This window comes from Deinococcus sp. JMULE3 (genome assembly GCF_013337115.1).
GTDB lineage: Bacteria > Deinococcota > Deinococci > Deinococcales > Deinococcaceae > Deinococcus.
Genome location: NZ_SGWE01000005.1, coordinates 121,260 through 139,162, shown reverse-complemented (window position 1 = coordinate 139,162; position 17,903 = coordinate 121,260). Strand labels below are relative to the sequence as shown.

The following is a 17,903-nucleotide window of genomic DNA, read 5'->3' as shown; positions in this document are numbered from 1 at the left end:
GGCATCAACTTCCCGTATGCCTGGTACACGGACAAGTGGTCGGCCGCTATGGGTCCGATGAAAGCCAGGAACGCCAACAGCGTCCGCATGGTGCTCTCTACCGGGTGCCGCTGGACGAAAACCGAATACAACGTGATCAACGACATGATCAGCGCGGCCCGCACGAACAAACTCGTCCTCGTGCTGGAAGTGCACGACACCACCGGGTACGGCGAGCAGGCCGGTGCGTGCACGCTCGCCCACGCCGCGAACTACTGCGTGGGCATGAAAAACAGCCTCGTCGGGAACGAGAAGCACGTCATCATCAATATCGGCAACGAATCGTACGGGAACTTGAACACCCCCGTGGGCGTCTTCACGGCCGACCCTCTGCGCAGCCGCCATCCGAACATGGAGCGGACCGCACCTCGCGGCTGCCGGGTGTCGCGAAGGCGTCGTGCCGCGTGGAGTGGGCGGACGACCTCGTCCCGCTGAGCGGTTCGGCCGGACCGGCCAGGATGCTGAGGCGCCTGTCGTGGGACACCGTGGAGGTGGCTTGCCGTTCGATCATCCGTGACGCTGTCAGATTCAGCGTGGGGCAAATCGCACAGCCCAGTAAGCTGTGGGCGTGAGTGACACCGCAGAGCAACGGCCCGTGAGAGAGCGCCGCCAGGCACCGGGACTGCCGGAGGTGGCCGCGTCGACCTGGAGCGCCGCTGATCCAGGGGAGGGGAGCGTGCATGGCGAATAAGCCCACCCGTCCCCTCGCCTACCGGGTCGGACAGTTGCTCGCCATCGCGGAGATCGGCGCGGGGCGTGAGGACGACCCCCTCCTGACGCAGCGGGCGTTCAGTCAGCCCGACACGCTGTCGGCCGGGTTCGCCCGTGACGTCCCGGCGTGGCCCGGTTCCCTTCAGCGCCGCTGGCAGGCGGTCATGAGCACCATGGAGGGCGTGCCGTCCGGCGCGGTGGACGCCGCAGGCGAGACGCACGTCCGCGTCGGGCGCTGGCATGAGCGCACGCAGATCCACCGCGCAGCCCGCGTCCAGGAGGCCCGTCAGCAGCTCGGTCTGAGCCAGGCCGAGTGGGCGCAGGTCCTCGGTGTGAGCGTGAAGACCGTGCAGGCGTGGGAGCAGGGGGTCAACAACGTCCCGGAGGAGATCGAGGAGCACGCCCGCCTCGTCCGGGAGCGCGCCGTCGCTTCCCCCTCGCGCCGCCCTGACGCGCCCCGGACCTGAGCGCCCGGGCGCGGCAGGTCATACGGACTCGGATTGAATGGCTGACAAAGCCGCTGGGTCCGAGCGGACTCGCAGAGCTGCGCAGCAGAGCGAGCAGGAGCGAAACGGGCTGCCGGGCGTGGGGTTGGCAACCCGGTGCTGTCCCGGGTGGTTAACGAAACAAACGGGATCCGTGTCAGGCCCCGCCGTCCAGCAGTGCGGCGCCCAGCAGCGCGGCCTGCTCGAAGTGGCGGCTCTGTGCGGCGTGCACGCCACCCCCCAGGGCGCCCTGGAGGGCCGGGCCGAAGTGGGGGAAGGCGCGGCGGACGTTCCCGCCCAGCACGAGCCGCTGCGCGCCGAACGCGGCGGCCCAGGGCATGAGGAGTCCGGCCAGGTCGGCGCCGAAGGCCTGCCAGACCGGCGCGGCGCGGGTCGGGTCGAGCGCGGCGAGGTCGCGGGCGCTCAGGGGAGTGCCCAGGATCTGCCGGGCGAGGCGGGTGACGGCCGCGCCGCTGGCGTGGGTTTCGGCGACGCCGTCCCGGTAGGGCGTGGACCACAGTTCACCGCCGGGGGGGACGCCGGCGCCGCGGGTGATGATCTGCCCGGCGCGCACGAAGCCGCTGCCGAGACCGGTCCCGAGGGTCACGCCGATCGTGTCGCGCTGCGCGCCGGCCCCCGCCCACCACTCCCCGAGCGTGAACAGATCGGCGTCGTTCCCGAAGTGGATGGGGACGCCCTCGGCGGGCGTGCCGCGCAGGTGGCCACGCAGGACGTCACGCAGCGGTACGCCCCGCAGGGCCGCGAACTTGTGGGTCATGTGGGACGTGCCGCCCGCGGTGTCGAAGGGGCCGGGGACCGCCAGACCCAGGTGCGTGACGGGCGAGTGCGTCACCTGCCGGATGACGTGTGTCCAGGCGGCGAGCAGGTCGGGCAGGGGGGCGGTGTGGGGCACGTCGAGCCGGGCGATGTCCCCGGTGACGCGGCGCGCCCGCCGGTCGATGAGGGCGGCGGTGACGTGACTGCCGCCGATGTCGAGCGTCACGGCGCACGCGCTCATCCGGCGCGGGCGCCCTTGAGCAGCTCCAGCAGGGCCACGTCCACGTCGTACCCGCCTTGCCGTTCGAAGTGCGCGCCGGGCCGCCCGTGCCCGACGATGCCGAACGGTCCCTGGAATTCCCACAGGGCGTACCCCCACCCGAACTCGTGGTACAGGCCGAGCAGGTCGCCGAACCAGCGCCGGGCGTCCGCGTCTGGCGTGTCGCGGTAGCACCCGAATTCGCCGATGTGGACGGGCGTCCCGGTCGCCTGCACCTCGCGCCACGGGGCGTAGAAGTCGCGCAGGGTCTCCTGCGTCCAGGTGAGCCCGCTGTAGCGGGTGCCGGGGTAGTGGGGGTCGCCCGCGCGCCAGCCGTCCCACCAGTCCGCGCCCCAGTGGGAGACGCTCATGGGCTGGTACCCGCGCCCGCTGTGCGTGACGCCCAGGTCCGCGAGTTCCGGCAGGGCAAGGTGCCCGCCGCCCAGTCCGTCGATCACGACGGCCCGTCCGGGGTCGGCGGCGCGGATGGTGGCGACCGCGCGGCGCATCAGGTGGGCGTGACCGTCTCGCGTCAGGCCGTACTGGCCGGGGTCCGGGGGTTCGTTCAGCAGGTCGAAACTCAGGTCGCGGCCCGGCACGCCGGCGTAGCGGACCGCGAGGGTCTGCCAGAGGCCCAGGAAGCCCTGCTGGGCGATGTCGTCCGTCCAGAGGTTGTGGATTTCGAGGTCGTTGCGGTTGATGCAGTAGCCGGGCGCGCGGTGCAGGTTGAGGCTCAGGTGCAGGCCCCGCTCCTGGCAGGCGCGCAGGTACCCGTCGAGGTGTTCGAACACCCGCTCGTCGGGATGCGCGTAGTCGTGGTCCGTCGTCCAGAAGCGGTAGTCGGTGGGCACGCGCACGAAGTTGAAGCCGTGCCGCGCCATGAAGTCCAGTGCGCGCAGGTCCGGCGCGGCGGGCGCCCGCCCGGGTTCCCAGGCGACCATCCACTGGACGTTGAAGCCGTAGTGGGTCACGGGGCACCCTGATCGCTGCCGGTGGCGATCACCAGGACGGGCGGAGCGTTCAGGGGCGTGTGGGCGGGTCGGTGCGGGGGCGCGTCGTGCCGGGGGGGCAGGTCCTGCGCCTGGACCGCGCCGCTGCTGACGGCCCGCACGGTGATGCTGGCAGCAGCGATGTCCGCCGGGAGGGGCAGGGTGACGGTCTCGCCGGGCAGCAGGTCCAGGTGGTTGTCGCGCGGGGCGTGGGGACCGGCGTCGATCCAGACGCCCCGCGCGGGCCGCTCGGCGCGCAGGGTCAGGGTGTCGCCGGTGACGGTGGCGGTGAGGTGCGGGTCGGGCAGGTCGTGGTACTTGAGCGGTTCGGGCCACAGCGCGGCGCGGCTGCGTTCCTGTCCGTCCACGAGCAGGCGCAGGAACGCCACGCTCCCGCCGGGCAGCTTGAGGTCAGCCAGATGGGGGTCAGTCAGGTCGAGGGGCGTGACGGCGTTCGCGGCGGCCGTCACGGGCCACGCGTGCGTCAGGAGGCGCTCGCCACTCAGGGTCAGGACGTCGAGGTGCACCTGGGCGGGCTGGTCTGCGCCCAGGCTGCTGGCGATCCAGGCGCTGAGGCGCTCGTCGTCGCGCCGGGCCTGCACGGCCAGGGGCGCGAGCTCACGGCGGATGGCGTGGTAGGCGGGTTTGGGCAGACCGCCCGAGTCGATGACCGACCAGCTGGTCACGGGCCAGCAGTCGTTCAGTTGCCACACGAGCGCGCCGGACACCGCGCGCGCGCCCGCGTGGCCCCAGCGGCCGCGGAAGGCGCGGTAGGCGCTGGTCATCGCGTCGGCCTGCACGGCGCGCGTGGCGTACACGTACTCCGCGAAGTCGCGGGGCGGCGCGAAGGTGTCGCTCAGGTACGCGGCGAGGCGGCGGGCACCGTCGGGGCGGCCCTGCGGGTCGGCCGCCCGGTTGTGGTGTTCCATCACGCGTGAGGCGGCGTGGCGGTCCTCGGGGCGGGTGAAGCGCTCGATCACGTGCAGGCTGGGCGGGGCCTGCAGCCCGAACTCGCTCACGAAGCGGCCCTCGTAGCGGCCGTAGTCGCGGTGGGGGGCCATGACGCCGTGCCAGATCTCCCAGGTGTGCCGGTCCCCGACCGTCTGGTCGTGCGAGGCGGCGCCGCCCGACGGACTGCCCGGCCAGTACGGCACGTCGGGATTGAGGCTCCGCACGACGTCCGGCAGCAGACGCTCGTAGATGGCCAGCGCGTCGAAGCGGGCGGGGTCGCCGCCGGGGCCGCTCGCGCCGACGGACTCGGCGACCTGGTAGTCCTCGTTGTTCCCGCACCACAGCGCGAGGCTGGCGTGGTGCCGCAGGCGCCGCACGGCGGCCTGCGCCTCGGCCTGCACGCTCGTCAGGAAGTCCGGGTGGGCGGGGTACATCCCGCAGGCGAACAGGAAGTCCTGCCAGACGAGCAGGCCCAGTTCGTCGCAGGTGTCGTAGAAGGCGTCGTGCTCGTAGATCCCGCCGCCCCACACGCGGATCATGACCATGTTCGCGTCGGCGGCCTGCTGCAACCGGTGGCGGTACTGCTCGGGCGTCACGCGGTCGAGCAGCAGGTCCTCGGGAATCCAGTTCGCGCCCCCGGCGAAGATGGGCACGCCGTTCACGACGAAGGTGAAGGACGTGCCCGGTTCGCCCGCCACGGGGTCCTGCCGCACCTCGACCGTGCGGGCGCCCAGGCGGCGCGTGAGGGTGTCCAGGGTCACGCCTTCGCGGTCCAGCGTGACGTGCAGGGTATACAGCGGTTGCGGGCCGTACCCGCGCGGCCACCACAGCTGCGGGTCCGGGACGTGCAGGCGCGCCTGGAGGGGTTCGCCATGCGCGTCAAGCGTGGTGCGCGCGACCTCCGCGCCGTCCGGGCCGTGCAGGGTGACGCGCAGCAGGTCGCCGGGCCGGGTGGTGCCGCCCAGCGTGGCGCTCAGGTCCAGCCAGGTGCCGTCCGGGCCGACGGTCAGGGGCGCGTGCAGGTCGTCGATGCGGGCGTGGTAGGCGTGCAGCGTGACGTCCTTCCACGGTCCGGCGGTCAGGATCACCGGGCCCCAGTCCCAGCCGTAGTGGTACTGGGCCTTGCGGACGTACACGCGGCTGGGGTCGCCGTTCCAGACGGCACGCGTCCCGTGCGTGGCTTCCAGCGCGCGGCCGTGCGGCAGGACCGGCTCGAAGTGCAGGGTCAGGGTGTTCTCGCCCGCGTGCAGGTGCGCCCTGACGTCCAGGCGGTGAGGGACGAACATGTTGTCGCTGCGCAGCACGGCGGCGCCGTTCAGGTGGACGGTGCAGAGGGTGTCCAGGCCGTCCAGGCACAGGTCCAGGTGGGGAGACTGCAACTGCTCCGGCGTGACGGTGAAGGTCGTGCGGTACGTCCAGGCGGTCTGGCCGACCCACTGGACGTCAAGTTCGTTGAGTCCGTCGAAGGGGTCGGGGATCAGGCCGTGGCGCAGCAGGTCGCCGTGGACGGTGCCGGGGACGGTGGCCTCGAGCCAGTCGCGGGCGCGGCTGTGGGGGTCAGGGGCGTGCGGGGCGCGCAGGGTCCAGCCGGTGAGGGGCGTGCGCTGCGTGAGGGCGTGGGGCTGGGTCATCGGGACTCCTGCGGGCGGGGGAGAAGGGAGGGACGGGCACGGATTGGCCGCGCCGGGAATATGTTTAGTAAACTTTACCGAGAGCGTAGCACCTGCTCCGGAAGCTGTCAAAACACGATGAACGGCGCGTCCATCCGCGCTGCGCCCGTCGCGGTCGAGGTCCGCAGGTGGGCGCAGCGGTATAGTCGGCAGCGTGCCCAGAGCCGAGCGTTTAGCGTCCACTCCCACCATCCGTGATATCGCGGCCCGCGCCGAGGTCTCGGTGGGGACCGTCTCCCGCGCCCTGAAGGGCCAGCCGGGCCTCACCGAATCCACCCGGGTGCGGGTGCTGCAGGTCGCGCAGGCGATGGGCTACGACCTGGGCAAACTGCGGCCCGTCAAGGCGCGCCGCATCGGGTTCCTGCTGCACGAGTCCCACAGCAACCTCGCCAGCAACCCCTTCTACTTCCCCGTCCTGCACGGCGTGGAGGTCGCCTGCCGCAACTCGGCGGTGGCCTTCACGTACTCGCAGGTGGGCGCATCAGGCGTGGCGGAACTCATCGACCGGCTCGAGGTGGACGGACTGGTCTGCGCCGGGTACTGGGAAAGCGGCGTGCTGGCCGAGATCGTCCGGGCCGGGAAGCCGGTGGTGCTGGTCGATCACGCCGCGCCGGGCCTGCCGAGCGTGAACACCGACAACGTCTCCGGCGCGTACCAGGCGACGCAGCACCTGATCGCCACGGGCCGCGCGCGGGTGGCGATGCTGACCGGTCAGGCCGAGCACCACAGCATCCGGCAGCGGGTCGAGGGGTACCGGCAGGCGCTGGCCGACGCCGGGCGCGCGCAGGACGACCTGATCGTGCACCGACTCGTGGACAGCGACGAGGGCGACCAGCAGGCGGCGGCGGCGCTGCTGTCGCTGTCGCCGCGTCCGGACGCCGTGTTCGCGTACAACGACCGCGCGGCGCTGGCGGTCATCCAGGAGTGCGCGCGGCGCGGCCTGCGGGTGCCGGAGGACGTCGCGGTGGTGGGCTTCGACGACATCACGGCGGCCAGTTACAGCCAGCCGGGCCTGACGACCGTCGCCGTGGACAAGGAGGGGCTGGGGCGCGAGGGCGTCCGGTTGCTGCTGCACCCGCGCCCCAGCGAGCGCGCGCAGGTGGTCGTGCCGGTGCGGCTGGTGATCCGTGGCAGTTCCCGCGCGGCGCGCTGAACCTGGGGCGCGCTGAACCGGGGGCGTGCTGAACTGGGGGCGTGTGGCGGCGCCGCAGCTGACCGGCGGTTGACACCCCCAGGCGGCACAGGTACACTCCAAACGTTTAGTAAACACATTCGGTTCTCTGGAACCAACTGTCGGACCCCACCGGGGCCCGCCGACCTCGCCGCTTCCCACCGACCCCAGGAGGACGTATGCGCACACCGTTTGCTGCCCTGACCCTGAGCGCCCTGCTCGCCGCCACCCCCGCCAGCGCCGAAAAACTCACCATCTGGGTCGTCGGGGACGAAACCACCCCCAAGATCCTGCAACCCGCCGTCGACCTGTACAAAAAGGACCACCCGAACGTCACCTTCGAGGTCCGCGCCGTGCCCGGCGACCAGGCCTTCACCAAGTACCTCGCCGCGCTCGCCAGCCGCAGCGGCCCCGACATCATCACGGGCTACCTCTCCTACGGCATCGAGATCGGCAAGAAGGGCGGCCTGCTCAACCTGCAGGAGAAATACCCCGCGCTCGTCAGCTCGGTCCGCAAGACCGCCAACAAGGGCATCCTCGACTCCATCACCTCCGTGGACGGCAACGTCTACGCCCTGCCCTACGACCTGACCGTGCAGCTCATGTACTACCGCAAGGACCTCGTCAAGACCCCGCCCCGCACCTGGGCCGAACTGACCGCCACCCTCGACAAACTCCGGGCCAGCGGCAACAAGGGCCTCGTGCAGCAGTGGGGCAACGCCGGCTGGGTCGGCTTCTTCCCGTACCTCAAACAGGCCGGCGGGAACCTGTACGACGCCAGGTGCACCCAGGCGACCATCAACAGCGCCGCCGGCGTCACCGCCCTGACCTACTACGCGCAGCTGTACACCAAGTACAAGGGCCCCACCGACGGCTGGCCCGACATGGAACAGGGCCTCGAGAACGGCGACTACGCCCTGGGCATGACCGGCAACTGGTCCATGCAGAGCATCCGCACCGGCCGCCCCAAACTGGCCGGCAAGTGGGGCATCACCATGCTCCCCAAAGGCCCCTCCGGGAAGAGCACCGCCTTCGAGGGCGGCAGCCTGATCGGCATCATGAGCTACACCAGGGTCCCCGACCTCGCCGCCGACTTCATCAAGCAGCTGTACTCCACCCGCACCACCGTCGCCATGATCAAGGGCGCCAACGAACTCGGCACGCTCTGGCTGCCCGCCGGACGGCAGGACCTCGTCACGCAGGTGAACCTCCCCGCCGACCAGAAAGCCATCCTGATGCGCCAGCTGAGCGACTCCGACGGTCCGCCCAACTGCCCCGGCTGGGAGCAGAGCGGCGACGCCGTGCAGAAAGCCGTGCAGCAGGTCGTCTTCAACGGCGCCAGTCCCAAAGCGGCCCTCGACGACGCCGCGAAGACCATGAACGCCAACCTCAGCAAGTACGGCAAGTAAACCGCGGCCAGGGCGCCGTGACACTCACGGCGCCCGCACCCGCACCGGGGTTCCCATGACCAATCACGCGCCCGCCAGAGTCCAGAACGCCGCGCCGCCCGCCCCGTACCGCCGCGCCCACCCGGCGCGGCGCTTTCTCACGCAGCACGCCCCGGCCCTGGGCCTCACCCTGCCCTTTCTGATCCTGTTCGCGCTGTTCGGCATCTGGCCGGTCCTGCGCTCGCTGTACCTCAGCTTCACCGACTACGACGCCATCAGCACCCCCACCCTGATCGGCACCGCCAACTACCGCACCCTGCTGGCCGATCCGCGCTTCGTCAAGGCCCTGACGAACACGGCCACGTACATGGTCGGCACGTCCCTGCTGAGCACCACGCTGGGCCTGCTGCTGGCCCTGGTATTCGGCGGACAGCGCCTGAGCGATCAGATCATGCGCGCCTGCTTCTTCCTGCCGTCCGTGGCGGGCGGCGTGGGCCTGATCAGCGTGTTCAAGTGGCTGTTCAGCAGCGAGGACTTCGGCCTGATCAACACCCTGCGCCAGTGGCTGAGCCTCGACCCCGTGCGCTTCCTGGGCTCCCCCATGTACGCCGTGCCGATCCTGATCGCGCTGGGCGTCTGGGGCCTGATGGGCTACAACATGATCCTGTTCGTCGCGGGCCTGCGCTCCATTCCCGGCGACATCTACGAGGCGGCCGCCATCGACGGCGCCAACCCCACGCAGCGCTTCTGGCGGATCACGCTGCCGCTGCTGCGCCCCACCCTGCTGTTCGTGCTGGTCACCAGCATGATCGGCGCGTTCCAGGAGTTCTTCTCGTTCTACTTCCTGTTCAGCGACACCTCGAACGTGGGCGGCATCCTCGACAGCGGCCTGTCGCTCGTCGTGTACCTGTACGACCTGGGCTTCCGGCACCTGCAGATGGGCATGGCCTCGGCCCTCGCCTGGATCCTGTTCCTGATGCTGTTCGCCCTGACCCTGCTGAACCTGAAACTCGGCCGCATCAACGACATCGACTGATACGGACTCCGATTGAATGGCTTACAAAGCCGTTCAATCCGAGCGAAGCGAGTAGGAGCAAAACGGGTTCCGGACGTGGAGTGAACAGATCGGTGGTGTTCCGATCTGTTCACGAAACAAACGGAATCCGTATGAACGCCACCCCCCAAAGGAGACCCCATGGTCGGTGAACGCCAACACCCCCTGCTGAGCACCCTGCTGCGCCTGCCGTTCTACCTGCTGGCCGTCAGCGTCATGATCCCGTACTACTGGATGGCCACGAACGCCTTCAAGACCATCCCCGAGATCGTGCGCAACCCGCCCACGTGGTGGGTGCATACCTTCACGCTGGACAACTTCTACAACCCCGGCGCCGCGCCCGGCGCGCCGAAGGACAGCGCGGAATTCCTGGGCGTCTTCCAGATCTTCGCGAACTCCGGCTTCGGGCAGTTCTACCTCAACAGCGTGCTCATCACGCTCGTCACGGTCGTGGGCAGTCTGCTGCTCGCGTCGCTCGTCGCGTACGTGCTCGTCAAGCGGCCGTTCCCCGGTTCGGGCGTGCTGTTCGCGCTGCTGCTGGGCAGCATGATGATTCCCTGGGAGGTCACGATCATCCCGAACTTCCTGACCGTCCGGGACCTCGGGTGGATCAACTCGTACCAGGCGCTGATCCTGCCGGGTCTCGCCAAGGCGTTCGCGGTGTTCTTCTTCCGGCAGGCGATCCTGGCCATTCCGGACGACCTCGTGGACGCCGCCCGCATCGACGGCGCCGGGGAGCTGCGCATCTGGTGGAGCGTCGTGCTGCCCATGCTGCGTCCCGCGCTGGCCGCCATCGCCATTCCCGTGATGCTGGGCGAGTGGAACAACTACCTGTGGCCGCTGCTGGTCATCAACGACGACGCGCACCAGACGCTGCCGCTGGCGCTCGGGAAACTCGCCGGGAACCTCACGTACGACCCGCGCGGCGCCGGTCCCATGATGGCCGCGTCGTTCCTGGTGTCCCTGCCGATGGTGATCGTGTTCCTGCTGTTCCAGCGGCAGTTCGTGCAGGGCCTCTCCAGCGGCGCGACGAAAGGCTGATGCGCCGCGTTCCCCCGACCCCGGCCCGGCTACTGACCGCCGCGCTGCTCGTGGCTCTGGGCAGCGCGCCTACCTCCGCGCAGGGCAGCGTGCCGCCGACGCTCCCCCCGCACGTCCAGGCGCAGGCGTTCACGACCGTGGCCCTGAGCGGCGTGCCCGCCAGCGCCGGGCAGTTCGGGATGCTCGACCTGCGCGTCACGACCGACGGCCGCGCCGTGAACCCCTACGACCCGGCCCAGGCGGACCTGACCCTGGAGGTCACCACGCCCGCCGGGCGGACCCTGAGCGTGCCCGCCTTCTGGATGGTCGACTACGCCCCGGACGGCACGCCCACCGACGAGGGCGGCTGGCACGCACGCTTCACGCCCGAGGAGACCGGCACGTACACCCTGCGGGTCCGCAGCGGCGCGGCGCAGGGCGAGCCGCAGCGGGTGCAGGTCACCGCGAGTGACGCGCCCGGCTTCATCCGCACGTCTGCCACGCACCCGCGCACCTTCGAGGACCACGGGGGCCGCCCCTTCGTGCCCATCGGCCCGAACGTCGCCTGGAGTACCGGGGACGTCCTGGCCGACTACGAACGCTGGTTCGACCGGCTCGCCGCGAGCGGCGGCACCTACGCCCGCATCTGGATGGCGTCCTGGGCGTTCGGGATCGAGTGGCGCGACACCGGCCTGGGCGACTACGCGGCCCGGCAGCGGCAGGCGTGGCTGCTCGACGAGGTGCTGCAACTGGCGCAGGCGCGCGGCATCCGCGTGCAGCTGTGCCTGATCAACCACGGGGCGTTCAGCGAGACCACCAACGCCGAGTGGCGGGACAACCCGTTCAACGCCGCGAACGGCGGCCCGCTCGCCACGCCCGGCGCGTTCGTGACCGACGAGCGCGCCCGCACGCTGTTCCGGGCGCGCGTGCGGTACCTCGCGGCGCGCTACGCGGCGTACACCAGCCTGTTCGCGTGGGAATGGTGGAACGAGGTGAACTTCACCCCGATCAGCGAAGGCGACCTGCGCCCCTGGATGACCGAGATGAGCGCCGAACTGCGCCGCTTTGACCCGTACGGGCACCCGATCAGTTCCAGCTTCAGCGGCGGCGGCGAGTCGCGACTGTGGCGGGACGCGAGCGTGGACTTCGCGCAGGCGCACCTGTACACCACGCGGGACCTGCCGCTCGAACTGCTGTCCCTCGCCCGGCAGTTCCAGGAGTCCGCGCCGGACAAGCCCGCGCTGCTGGCCGAACTCGGGTACGCCGCCGCCGGGGACGGCGACCCGGTGCTGGAACGCATCCATTTCCACGTGGGCCTGTGGGCGCCCCTCTTCTACGGCTTCGCGGGGCCCGGCGCGTACTGGTGGTGGGACTCGCTGATCGACCCGCAGAACCTCTGGGCCGAGTACGCGCCCCTCGCGGCGTTCCTGAAAGGCGCGCCGCTGGCATCGGTGCGGCCCGTGACCGCGCAGAGCAGCGGCCTGGACGTCACCGCCCGCGTCCTGCGGTCCGGCACGCAGGCCATGGCGTGGCTCGTCAGTGACCGCTACTCCGCCAGCGGCGTGGGCCGCGCGCAGACCGAGGCGCTGCTGGACGGCACGTACCGCGAGGGCGCCCCGCCCACCTTTCCCGACCGGCAGACCACCCTGACGATCCGTGGCCTGCGCGACGGGCCGTACTCGGCGCGCTGGTTCGACCCGCAGACCGGCGCGTGGCTCGCCGCGCAGCCCGTCACCGTCAGCGGCGGCACCCTCACGCTGCCCACGCCCACCTTCACGCGGGACCTCGCGCTGCGGGTGGACCCCCGGTGACCGGCCCGACCCTGCGCTTCGGGGACGCCTTCACGTCCCACATGGTCCTCCAGCGGGACGTGCCCGTCCCGGTGCAGGGCGACGGCCCGCCCGGTGAGGAGGTGCGCGTCACCTTCGCCGGTCAGGCGGTCACGGCCCGCGTGACCGGGCAGGGACGCTGGACGGCGACCCTCGCGCCACTGGCGGCCAGCGCGCACGCGCAAACGCTCACCGCCCGCACCGCCACGCAGCGGGCGCAGTGCCGGGACGTGCTCGTCGGGGACGTGTGGCTGTGCGCCGGGCAGTCGAACATGGAACTCGGCGTCACCATGGCCGACCACCCGGACCGCGCCCTGGCCCTGGCGGACCAGCCGCTGCTGCGCCTGCTGCTGATCCATAAGTCGTCCGCGCCCACCCCGCAGGTGCACTTCCCACCGGCGGCCGGGCAGCCGCGCTGGACGGTCTGCACGCCCCGCACCGCGCGGCGCGGCGGGTGGGGCGGCTTCTCGGTGGTCGCGCTTCACTTCGGCGCGCGGCTCGTGGCGGACCTCGGCGTGCCGGTCGGCCTGATCCAGGCGGCATACGGGGGCAGCCGGATCGCGCCGTTCATTCCGCTGTGGGCGCAGCGCGGCCACCCGGCCCTGGACGCGGACGCCGCCGAGATCCGCGCCGCCGACCACGCCGCCCGCAGTGGCCCGCACCCGTTCACGCCGTATCAGGCGTGGAACACCCTGAAGCCCGGCACCGCCTGGAACGCCATGATCGCGCCGCTCACCCCGCTGCCCCTGCGCGGCGCCCTGTGGTACCAGGGGGAATCCGACGTCGGGGACGCCGGGCCGTACGCGGCGCGCCTGCGGGCCCTCATGGTGGCGCTGCGCCGCGCCAGCGGTCAGCCGCACCTGCCCGTGTACGCCGCGCAGCTCGCCCCGTACCGCTACGCGTCAGACGACGACCTGCTTGCCTTGTGGGCCGCGCAGCAGACCGCCACGCGCGGCCCCCACAGCGGACTGGCCTGCACCGCCGACCTGGGCGACCTGAACGACATCCACCCCCTGCGCAAGGCCGAGGTCGGACGGCGCCTCGCCAGCCTGGCCCTGCACCGCACGTACGGCCGGGCCGACGTGCCCGGCAGCGGCCCCGACCTGCGCGCCGTGACCTTCGGACCGGGCCGCGCCACGCTGACCTTCCGCACGCACATGGACTCGGCGCTGCGCACCCTGGACGGCGGCGCCCCGCGCGGCTTCGCGCTCGCCGGACCCGACGGGCAGTTCGCCCCGGCCGTCGTCCGACTGCGCGGCGTGCGGGCGCACCTGCACAGCTCGGACGTACCGGCCCCCACGCAGGTCCGCCACGCCTGGCAGGTGGGCGCCGAACCGAACCTCACCGACGCCGGGCAACTGCCCGCCACGCCGTTCCTGCGGCGCTGACCGGCGGCCCCCTCCCCCTTCACGTGTGGGAGAGGGACAACGGCATGCGATCACGCTGGACGCAACTGGACGCAGGTCGGCGGTTCGGTGCGCCCTCCACCCGGAAGGTCACCGCGTGAGCAACGCCACGCCCGGAAGCCGCTGTGCATGTCTGCGGCGCTGCCCGACGGGTCGCTGCCCGAGTACCGCTCATACGGATTCCGTTTGTTTCGCCAACAATCCGGAACTTCACCGGATCGCCGGCCCCATGTCCGGAACCCGTTTCTCTCCTGCTCGCATCCGCTCGGATTGAACGGGCTGTACAGCCCATTCAATCCGAGTCCGTATCAGCCCTGCAGGAAGCTGAGCAGGTCCGCGTTCAGGCGGTCCTTGTGCGTGGTGGCCAGTCCGTGTGGGGCGCCCTCGTACACCTTCAGGACCGAGCCGCGCACGAGTTCAGCCGCGCGCGCCGCCGTCGCCTGGAGCGGCACGATCTGATCGTCATCCCCGTGCACGATCAGCGTGGGGACATCGAACGCCTGCAGGTCTGCCGTCTGATCCGTCTCGGAGAACGCCGTGACGCAATCGAACAGGGACGCGAGGCTGGCCTGCATCCCACCCAGCCAGAAGGTGTCCAGCTGCCCCTGACTGACCGTCGCCCCGGACCGGTTGGCGCCGTAGAACGCAGGGGCGAACTCCCGGAAGTACTGCGAGCGGTCGCGCTGCACGCCCTGGCGGATCCCGTCGATGACGTCGCGGGGGACTCCGTGCGGGTTGTGGTCGTCCTGCATCAGGAGCGGCGTGACCGCCCCGACGAGCACGATCTGCCGCACGCGCGAGGTGCCGTACCGCGCGACGTACCGCGCCACCTCTCCCCCACCGGTCGAGTGGCCCACCAGGGTCACGTCACGCAGGTTCAGGTGCTCGATCACCGCCGAGAGGTCATCGGCGAAGGTGTCCATGGTCTGCCCGCCCCACGGCTGACTGCTGCGCCCGTGTCCGCGGCGGTCGTGCGCGACCACGCGGTACCCGTGCCGGGCGAGGAACATCATCTGGTCTTCCCAGGCGTCGGCGTTCAGTGGCCAGCCGTGGCTGAACACCACGGGGCGGCCCTGACCCCAGTCCTTGTAGTACAGCTCGGTGCCATCGGTGGTGGTGACGTAGCCCATGTCTCTCCCCTGCACGCCCGTGGCGTGCTCCGCGCAGCGCCCCCTCCCGGACCGTCCGGGCAACCGGGCACTGACGGGAGCATGGTGCGCGGCGGGGCGTGTCCACGGCGTCACCGGGAGCGTCACCGGCGCCGTCACCAGGGTGGTCAGCAGCGGCGAGACCGGGCAGGACGGGGTCTGGGAGGATGGCCTGCGGGTTCCGGTCCGGTCTGCGGCAGGCTGGAGGTCGGCGCTCGACATACACTGGCCGCATGCAGTTGAAGGTGCTCGGTCAGCTGGCGCTCACGGGCGCGGTGTTCACCCGGCCCAAACCGCTGCTGCTGCTCGCGTACCTGGCTCTGGAGGGACCCACCACGCGCGAGCGGCTCGTGGAAGTGTTCTTCGGCGGGGAACGGAGCGGCGCTGCCCGGCTGCGCACGACCCTCAACCGCCTGCGTGAGGTCTCCCCCGACCTGATCGTCGTGCAGGGCACGCGGGTATCGACTGCGGTCCCCTGCGACGCCGTCCGTTTCGCTGCCACTCTCCGGGACGGTGACCTGCAGGCGGCCGCGGACCTGTACGGAGGGTCGTTCGTGACGGGCGTGGCCCTGAGCGGCTGGACGCCGGACCTCGAGGACTGGGTCGAGCGCACCCGGCAGGACCTCGCCGGGCAGCAGCGGCGAGCGCTGACGGACCTGGCACGCCTGCGCGCGCGAGGCGCCGATCATGCTGGGGCGGCCGAACTTGCCCGGCGCGCCAGATCGCTGCCGGACGCCCCTGAACCCGGCGACGAAGCGCAGGTCCTGGACCGGCTGCTCGGTGCGGGGACGCAACGGGCCCGCGGCGTGCCCGGTGACGACCGCGCCGGGCGGCATGCGGAACTGCCGTTCGTGGGTCGTGACGGGGAGCGCGCGGCGCTGCGGCGCACCCTGGCGCAGCCAGACGCGCAGCTCGTGGTGATCGTCGGCCCGGGCGGCATCGGCAAGAGCCGTCTGGCCCGCGAGGTCGCCCGCGAGATCGACCGGGAGGTGCGGATCATTCCGGTCGAGGCGCAGCCTGATCCGGTGCATCTGCCGCTGGCAGTCGCTCACGCCCTCGGACGGCCCCAGCCTGCTGGTGACGACGTGACCGGCGCGCTGCAGGTCCTGCTGGGTCACCAGCCCACGCTGCTCCTGATCGACAGTGCCGAGCAACTGCCGGCGCGCCTGACCTGGCTGCCGCCGCTGCTGCGGGCCTGCCCGGCCCTGAAGGTTCTGCTGACCTCGCGTGAACGCGTGCCGTTGGACGCGGCCTGGACGTTGTTCCTGGGCGGATTGACCCTGCCGCCCGAGCGGGCCACCCCGGACCGGATCCGGCAGTCGGACGCGGCGCAGCTGTTCGTCTCACTTCTCCAGCGTCAGCGGCTGGACGTCAGGGTCGGGCCAGGCGACTGGCCGGTCGTCGCGCGGATCTGCGAGCGGCTCGGGGGGTCACCGCTGGCGCTGCACCTCGCGGCCGCATGGGGGCGCGTGTGGTCGCTGCCCCGCATCGAGCAGACCCTGTCCCGCAGCCTGGACGTGCTGGAAGACGCCGGGCGCGGCGAGCGGCACGCCAGCATGCGGCGCGTGGTCGGGGACAGCTGGGCGCGGCTCTCGCCCGCCGATCAGCTGTCCCTGGCGAAGCTGAGTGTCTTCGAGGGCAGCGCCGACCCGGACGCGGCGCGGGCCCTCACCGGCCTGGACTGGACCGGCGTGACCCGCCTGATCGACGCGTCCATGCTGGCCTGCACGTCTGAGGGGCGCTACCACATGCACCCGCTGATCCGGGAATTCGCCGCCGAGCACCTCTCGGCAGCCGACCTGGCGCTGGCCGAGGGTCAGCGCCGGGAGCTGACCCTCGGCGCCGCCCGGCAGATCGGCTCGGCGCTGCGGGCCCTGCAGGACGAGAGTGCCTGGGTGAGTCGCGCCTTCCAGGAACTGCCCAACCTGCGCCGCTCAGTGGCCGAATGGCTGAATCTGGGTGACCTCGAGTCCGCAGCGCTCGCCCTGAACGACCTGCGGCCGTTCTACGCCCGCGGTCCCGCCCTGCGGGAGTTTCACGGCTGGTACCGCCTGGTCCTGCGCCGCGCTGACGCACTGCCGCCCGACCTCCGGGCGAAGACGCTCCTGTGCGCCGGGCAGATCGCCATGGACCTCGGACTGGCGACACAGGCGGACGAGGATCTTGCCGCGGCCCTGCAGGTGTCGGCAGCACTCGGGCATACCTCTCCCCTGCTGCACCTCCTGGCCGGACTCAACCACGCGGCGCAGGACCGCGCCGACGCGGCCGTCACGCAGTTCGAGGCGGCTCACCAGGGTTTCCTGGACGCAGGAGCGTGGAACGGAGTCGCCAGCAGCCTCAACGGGCTCGGGTCGGCCCGGCGGCGCCTGGGTGACCACAGCGGCGCCCTGCGGGCCTTTGAGGCGGCGCTGCAGGCGAAGCGCCGAGCAGGCGGCGACGAGGAGAGCGCCCTGCTGAACCTCGCCTCGGCGCATCACGACCTCGGGCGTCCCGACCGGGCCGCGCCCCTGTACGTTCAGGCGCTACAGGGGCTGAGTGACCGGCAGTTCCTCAACCACATCCCGGCGGCCCTGGCGGCCCTGGCGCGGCTCGTCCTTGATCTGGGGCAACCGGTGCTCGCCGCTCAACTGCTGTCTGCCGCGAGCGCGCACGACAGCCACGTCGAGAGCGCGCCCCTGCCCGCCGAGGAGGAGTGGCGTGCAGACCTGCTCCGCCGCACGCTCAACCTGCTGGACGCCGGTGAGCCAGAAGTGGCAGAACAGGCCTGGCAGACAGGACGCGCGTGGAGCCCGCAGGAGGCCCTCGCCGAGGTGCAGCGCGCCCTGCGCGGCATGCCAGGCCTCCGGGGCGCACCGGTCTGATGAGGTGCCGGTTCCATGCCGCCCTGAATATCAATATTCGGCTGTCTGAAGCCCCCTTCGCCCTCCTCGCGCATCCGGCTGCTGTCGTCGTCGTCCGCAGATCACAGCGCGGATCTGCGAACTTCACGCCCAGAATCCATGCTGC

General features: G+C 71.5%; 13 protein-coding genes. 9 read left to right on the top strand and 4 right to left on the bottom strand.

What is annotated here, in order from left to right; translation table 11 throughout:
- The first annotated feature begins 3 nt into the window (after positions 1-3).
- Together EXW95_RS19470 and EXW95_RS20385 are read left to right on the top strand one after the other, a co-directional pair.
- On the top strand, positions 4-474 hold the full coding sequence (locus EXW95_RS19470; RefSeq protein WP_174369317.1) for a cellulase family glycosylhydrolase: 471 nt from the start codon (positions 4-6) through the stop codon (positions 472-474).
- A gap of 245 nt (positions 475-719) precedes the next feature.
- On the top strand, positions 720-1,217 hold the full coding sequence (locus EXW95_RS20385) for a DNA-binding transcriptional regulator (RefSeq protein WP_217449540.1): 498 nt from the start codon (positions 720-722) through the stop codon (positions 1,215-1,217).
- 175 nt (positions 1,218-1,392) lie between these two features.
- On the opposite strand, the gene EXW95_RS19460 is transcribed toward EXW95_RS20385, so the two are convergent.
- Genes EXW95_RS19460 through EXW95_RS19450 form a run of 3 tightly spaced genes read right to left on the bottom strand, consistent with a single transcriptional unit; the run spans position 1,393 to position 5,842 of the window.
- Positions 1,393-2,238: an ROK family protein gene (locus EXW95_RS19460; RefSeq protein ID WP_371810195.1), complete on the bottom strand. Its 846-nt coding sequence runs from the start codon at positions 2,236-2,238 to the stop codon at positions 1,393-1,395.
- An 11-nt stretch (positions 2,239-2,249) separates the two neighbouring features.
- Positions 2,250-3,242, bottom strand: coding sequence for a cellulase family glycosylhydrolase (locus tag EXW95_RS19455; RefSeq protein ID WP_174369165.1), 993 nt, complete (start codon positions 3,240-3,242; stop codon positions 2,250-2,252).
- Entirely contained in the window at positions 3,239-5,842 is a 2,604-nt protein-coding gene (locus tag EXW95_RS19450) for a glycoside hydrolase family 2 protein (RefSeq protein WP_174369164.1), read from the bottom strand. The genes EXW95_RS19455 and EXW95_RS19450 overlap by 4 nt, the downstream gene beginning before the upstream one ends.
- Before the next feature lie 193 nt (positions 5,843-6,035).
- Between EXW95_RS19450 and EXW95_RS19445 the strand changes: the two genes are divergently transcribed.
- From EXW95_RS19445 to EXW95_RS19420, 6 genes are all read left to right on the top strand, one after another.
- On the top strand, positions 6,036-7,034 hold the full coding sequence (locus EXW95_RS19445; protein ID WP_174369163.1) for a LacI family DNA-binding transcriptional regulator: 999 nt from the start codon (positions 6,036-6,038) through the stop codon (positions 7,032-7,034).
- A 197-nt stretch (positions 7,035-7,231) separates the two neighbouring features.
- Positions 7,232-8,461, top strand: coding sequence for an extracellular solute-binding protein (locus tag EXW95_RS19440; protein ID WP_174369162.1), 1,230 nt, complete (start codon positions 7,232-7,234; stop codon positions 8,459-8,461).
- Positions 8,462-8,516: 55 nt separating this feature from the next.
- On the top strand, positions 8,517-9,476 hold the full coding sequence (locus EXW95_RS19435) for a carbohydrate ABC transporter permease (protein ID WP_174369161.1): 960 nt from the start codon (positions 8,517-8,519) through the stop codon (positions 9,474-9,476).
- Positions 9,477-9,635: 159 nt separating this feature from the next.
- A complete protein-coding gene (locus EXW95_RS19430; protein ID WP_174369160.1) occupies positions 9,636-10,535 on the top strand; it encodes a carbohydrate ABC transporter permease in 900 nt (299 codons plus the stop codon).
- Complete coding sequence (locus tag EXW95_RS19425; protein ID WP_174369159.1) at positions 10,535-12,325, top strand: DUF5060 domain-containing protein; 1,791 nt, start codon at positions 10,535-10,537, stop codon at positions 12,323-12,325. The genes EXW95_RS19430 and EXW95_RS19425 overlap by 1 nt, the downstream gene beginning before the upstream one ends.
- Positions 12,322-13,731, top strand: coding sequence for a sialate O-acetylesterase (locus EXW95_RS19420; protein ID WP_174369158.1), 1,410 nt, complete (start codon positions 12,322-12,324; stop codon positions 13,729-13,731). Before EXW95_RS19425 ends, EXW95_RS19420 begins: the two co-directional genes overlap by 4 nt.
- 326 nt (positions 13,732-14,057) lie before the next feature.
- Here EXW95_RS19420 and EXW95_RS19415 read toward each other — a convergent pair whose 3' ends face one another.
- On the bottom strand, positions 14,058-14,879 hold the full coding sequence (locus EXW95_RS19415; RefSeq protein WP_174369157.1) for an alpha/beta fold hydrolase: 822 nt from the start codon (positions 14,877-14,879) through the stop codon (positions 14,058-14,060).
- A gap of 251 nt (positions 14,880-15,130) precedes the next feature.
- On the opposite strand from EXW95_RS19415, the gene EXW95_RS19410 reads away from it, so the two are divergent.
- A complete protein-coding gene (locus EXW95_RS19410; RefSeq protein WP_174369156.1) occupies positions 15,131-17,758 on the top strand; it encodes an AAA family ATPase in 2,628 nt (875 codons plus the stop codon).
- Positions 17,759-17,903: the final 145 nt, after the last annotated feature.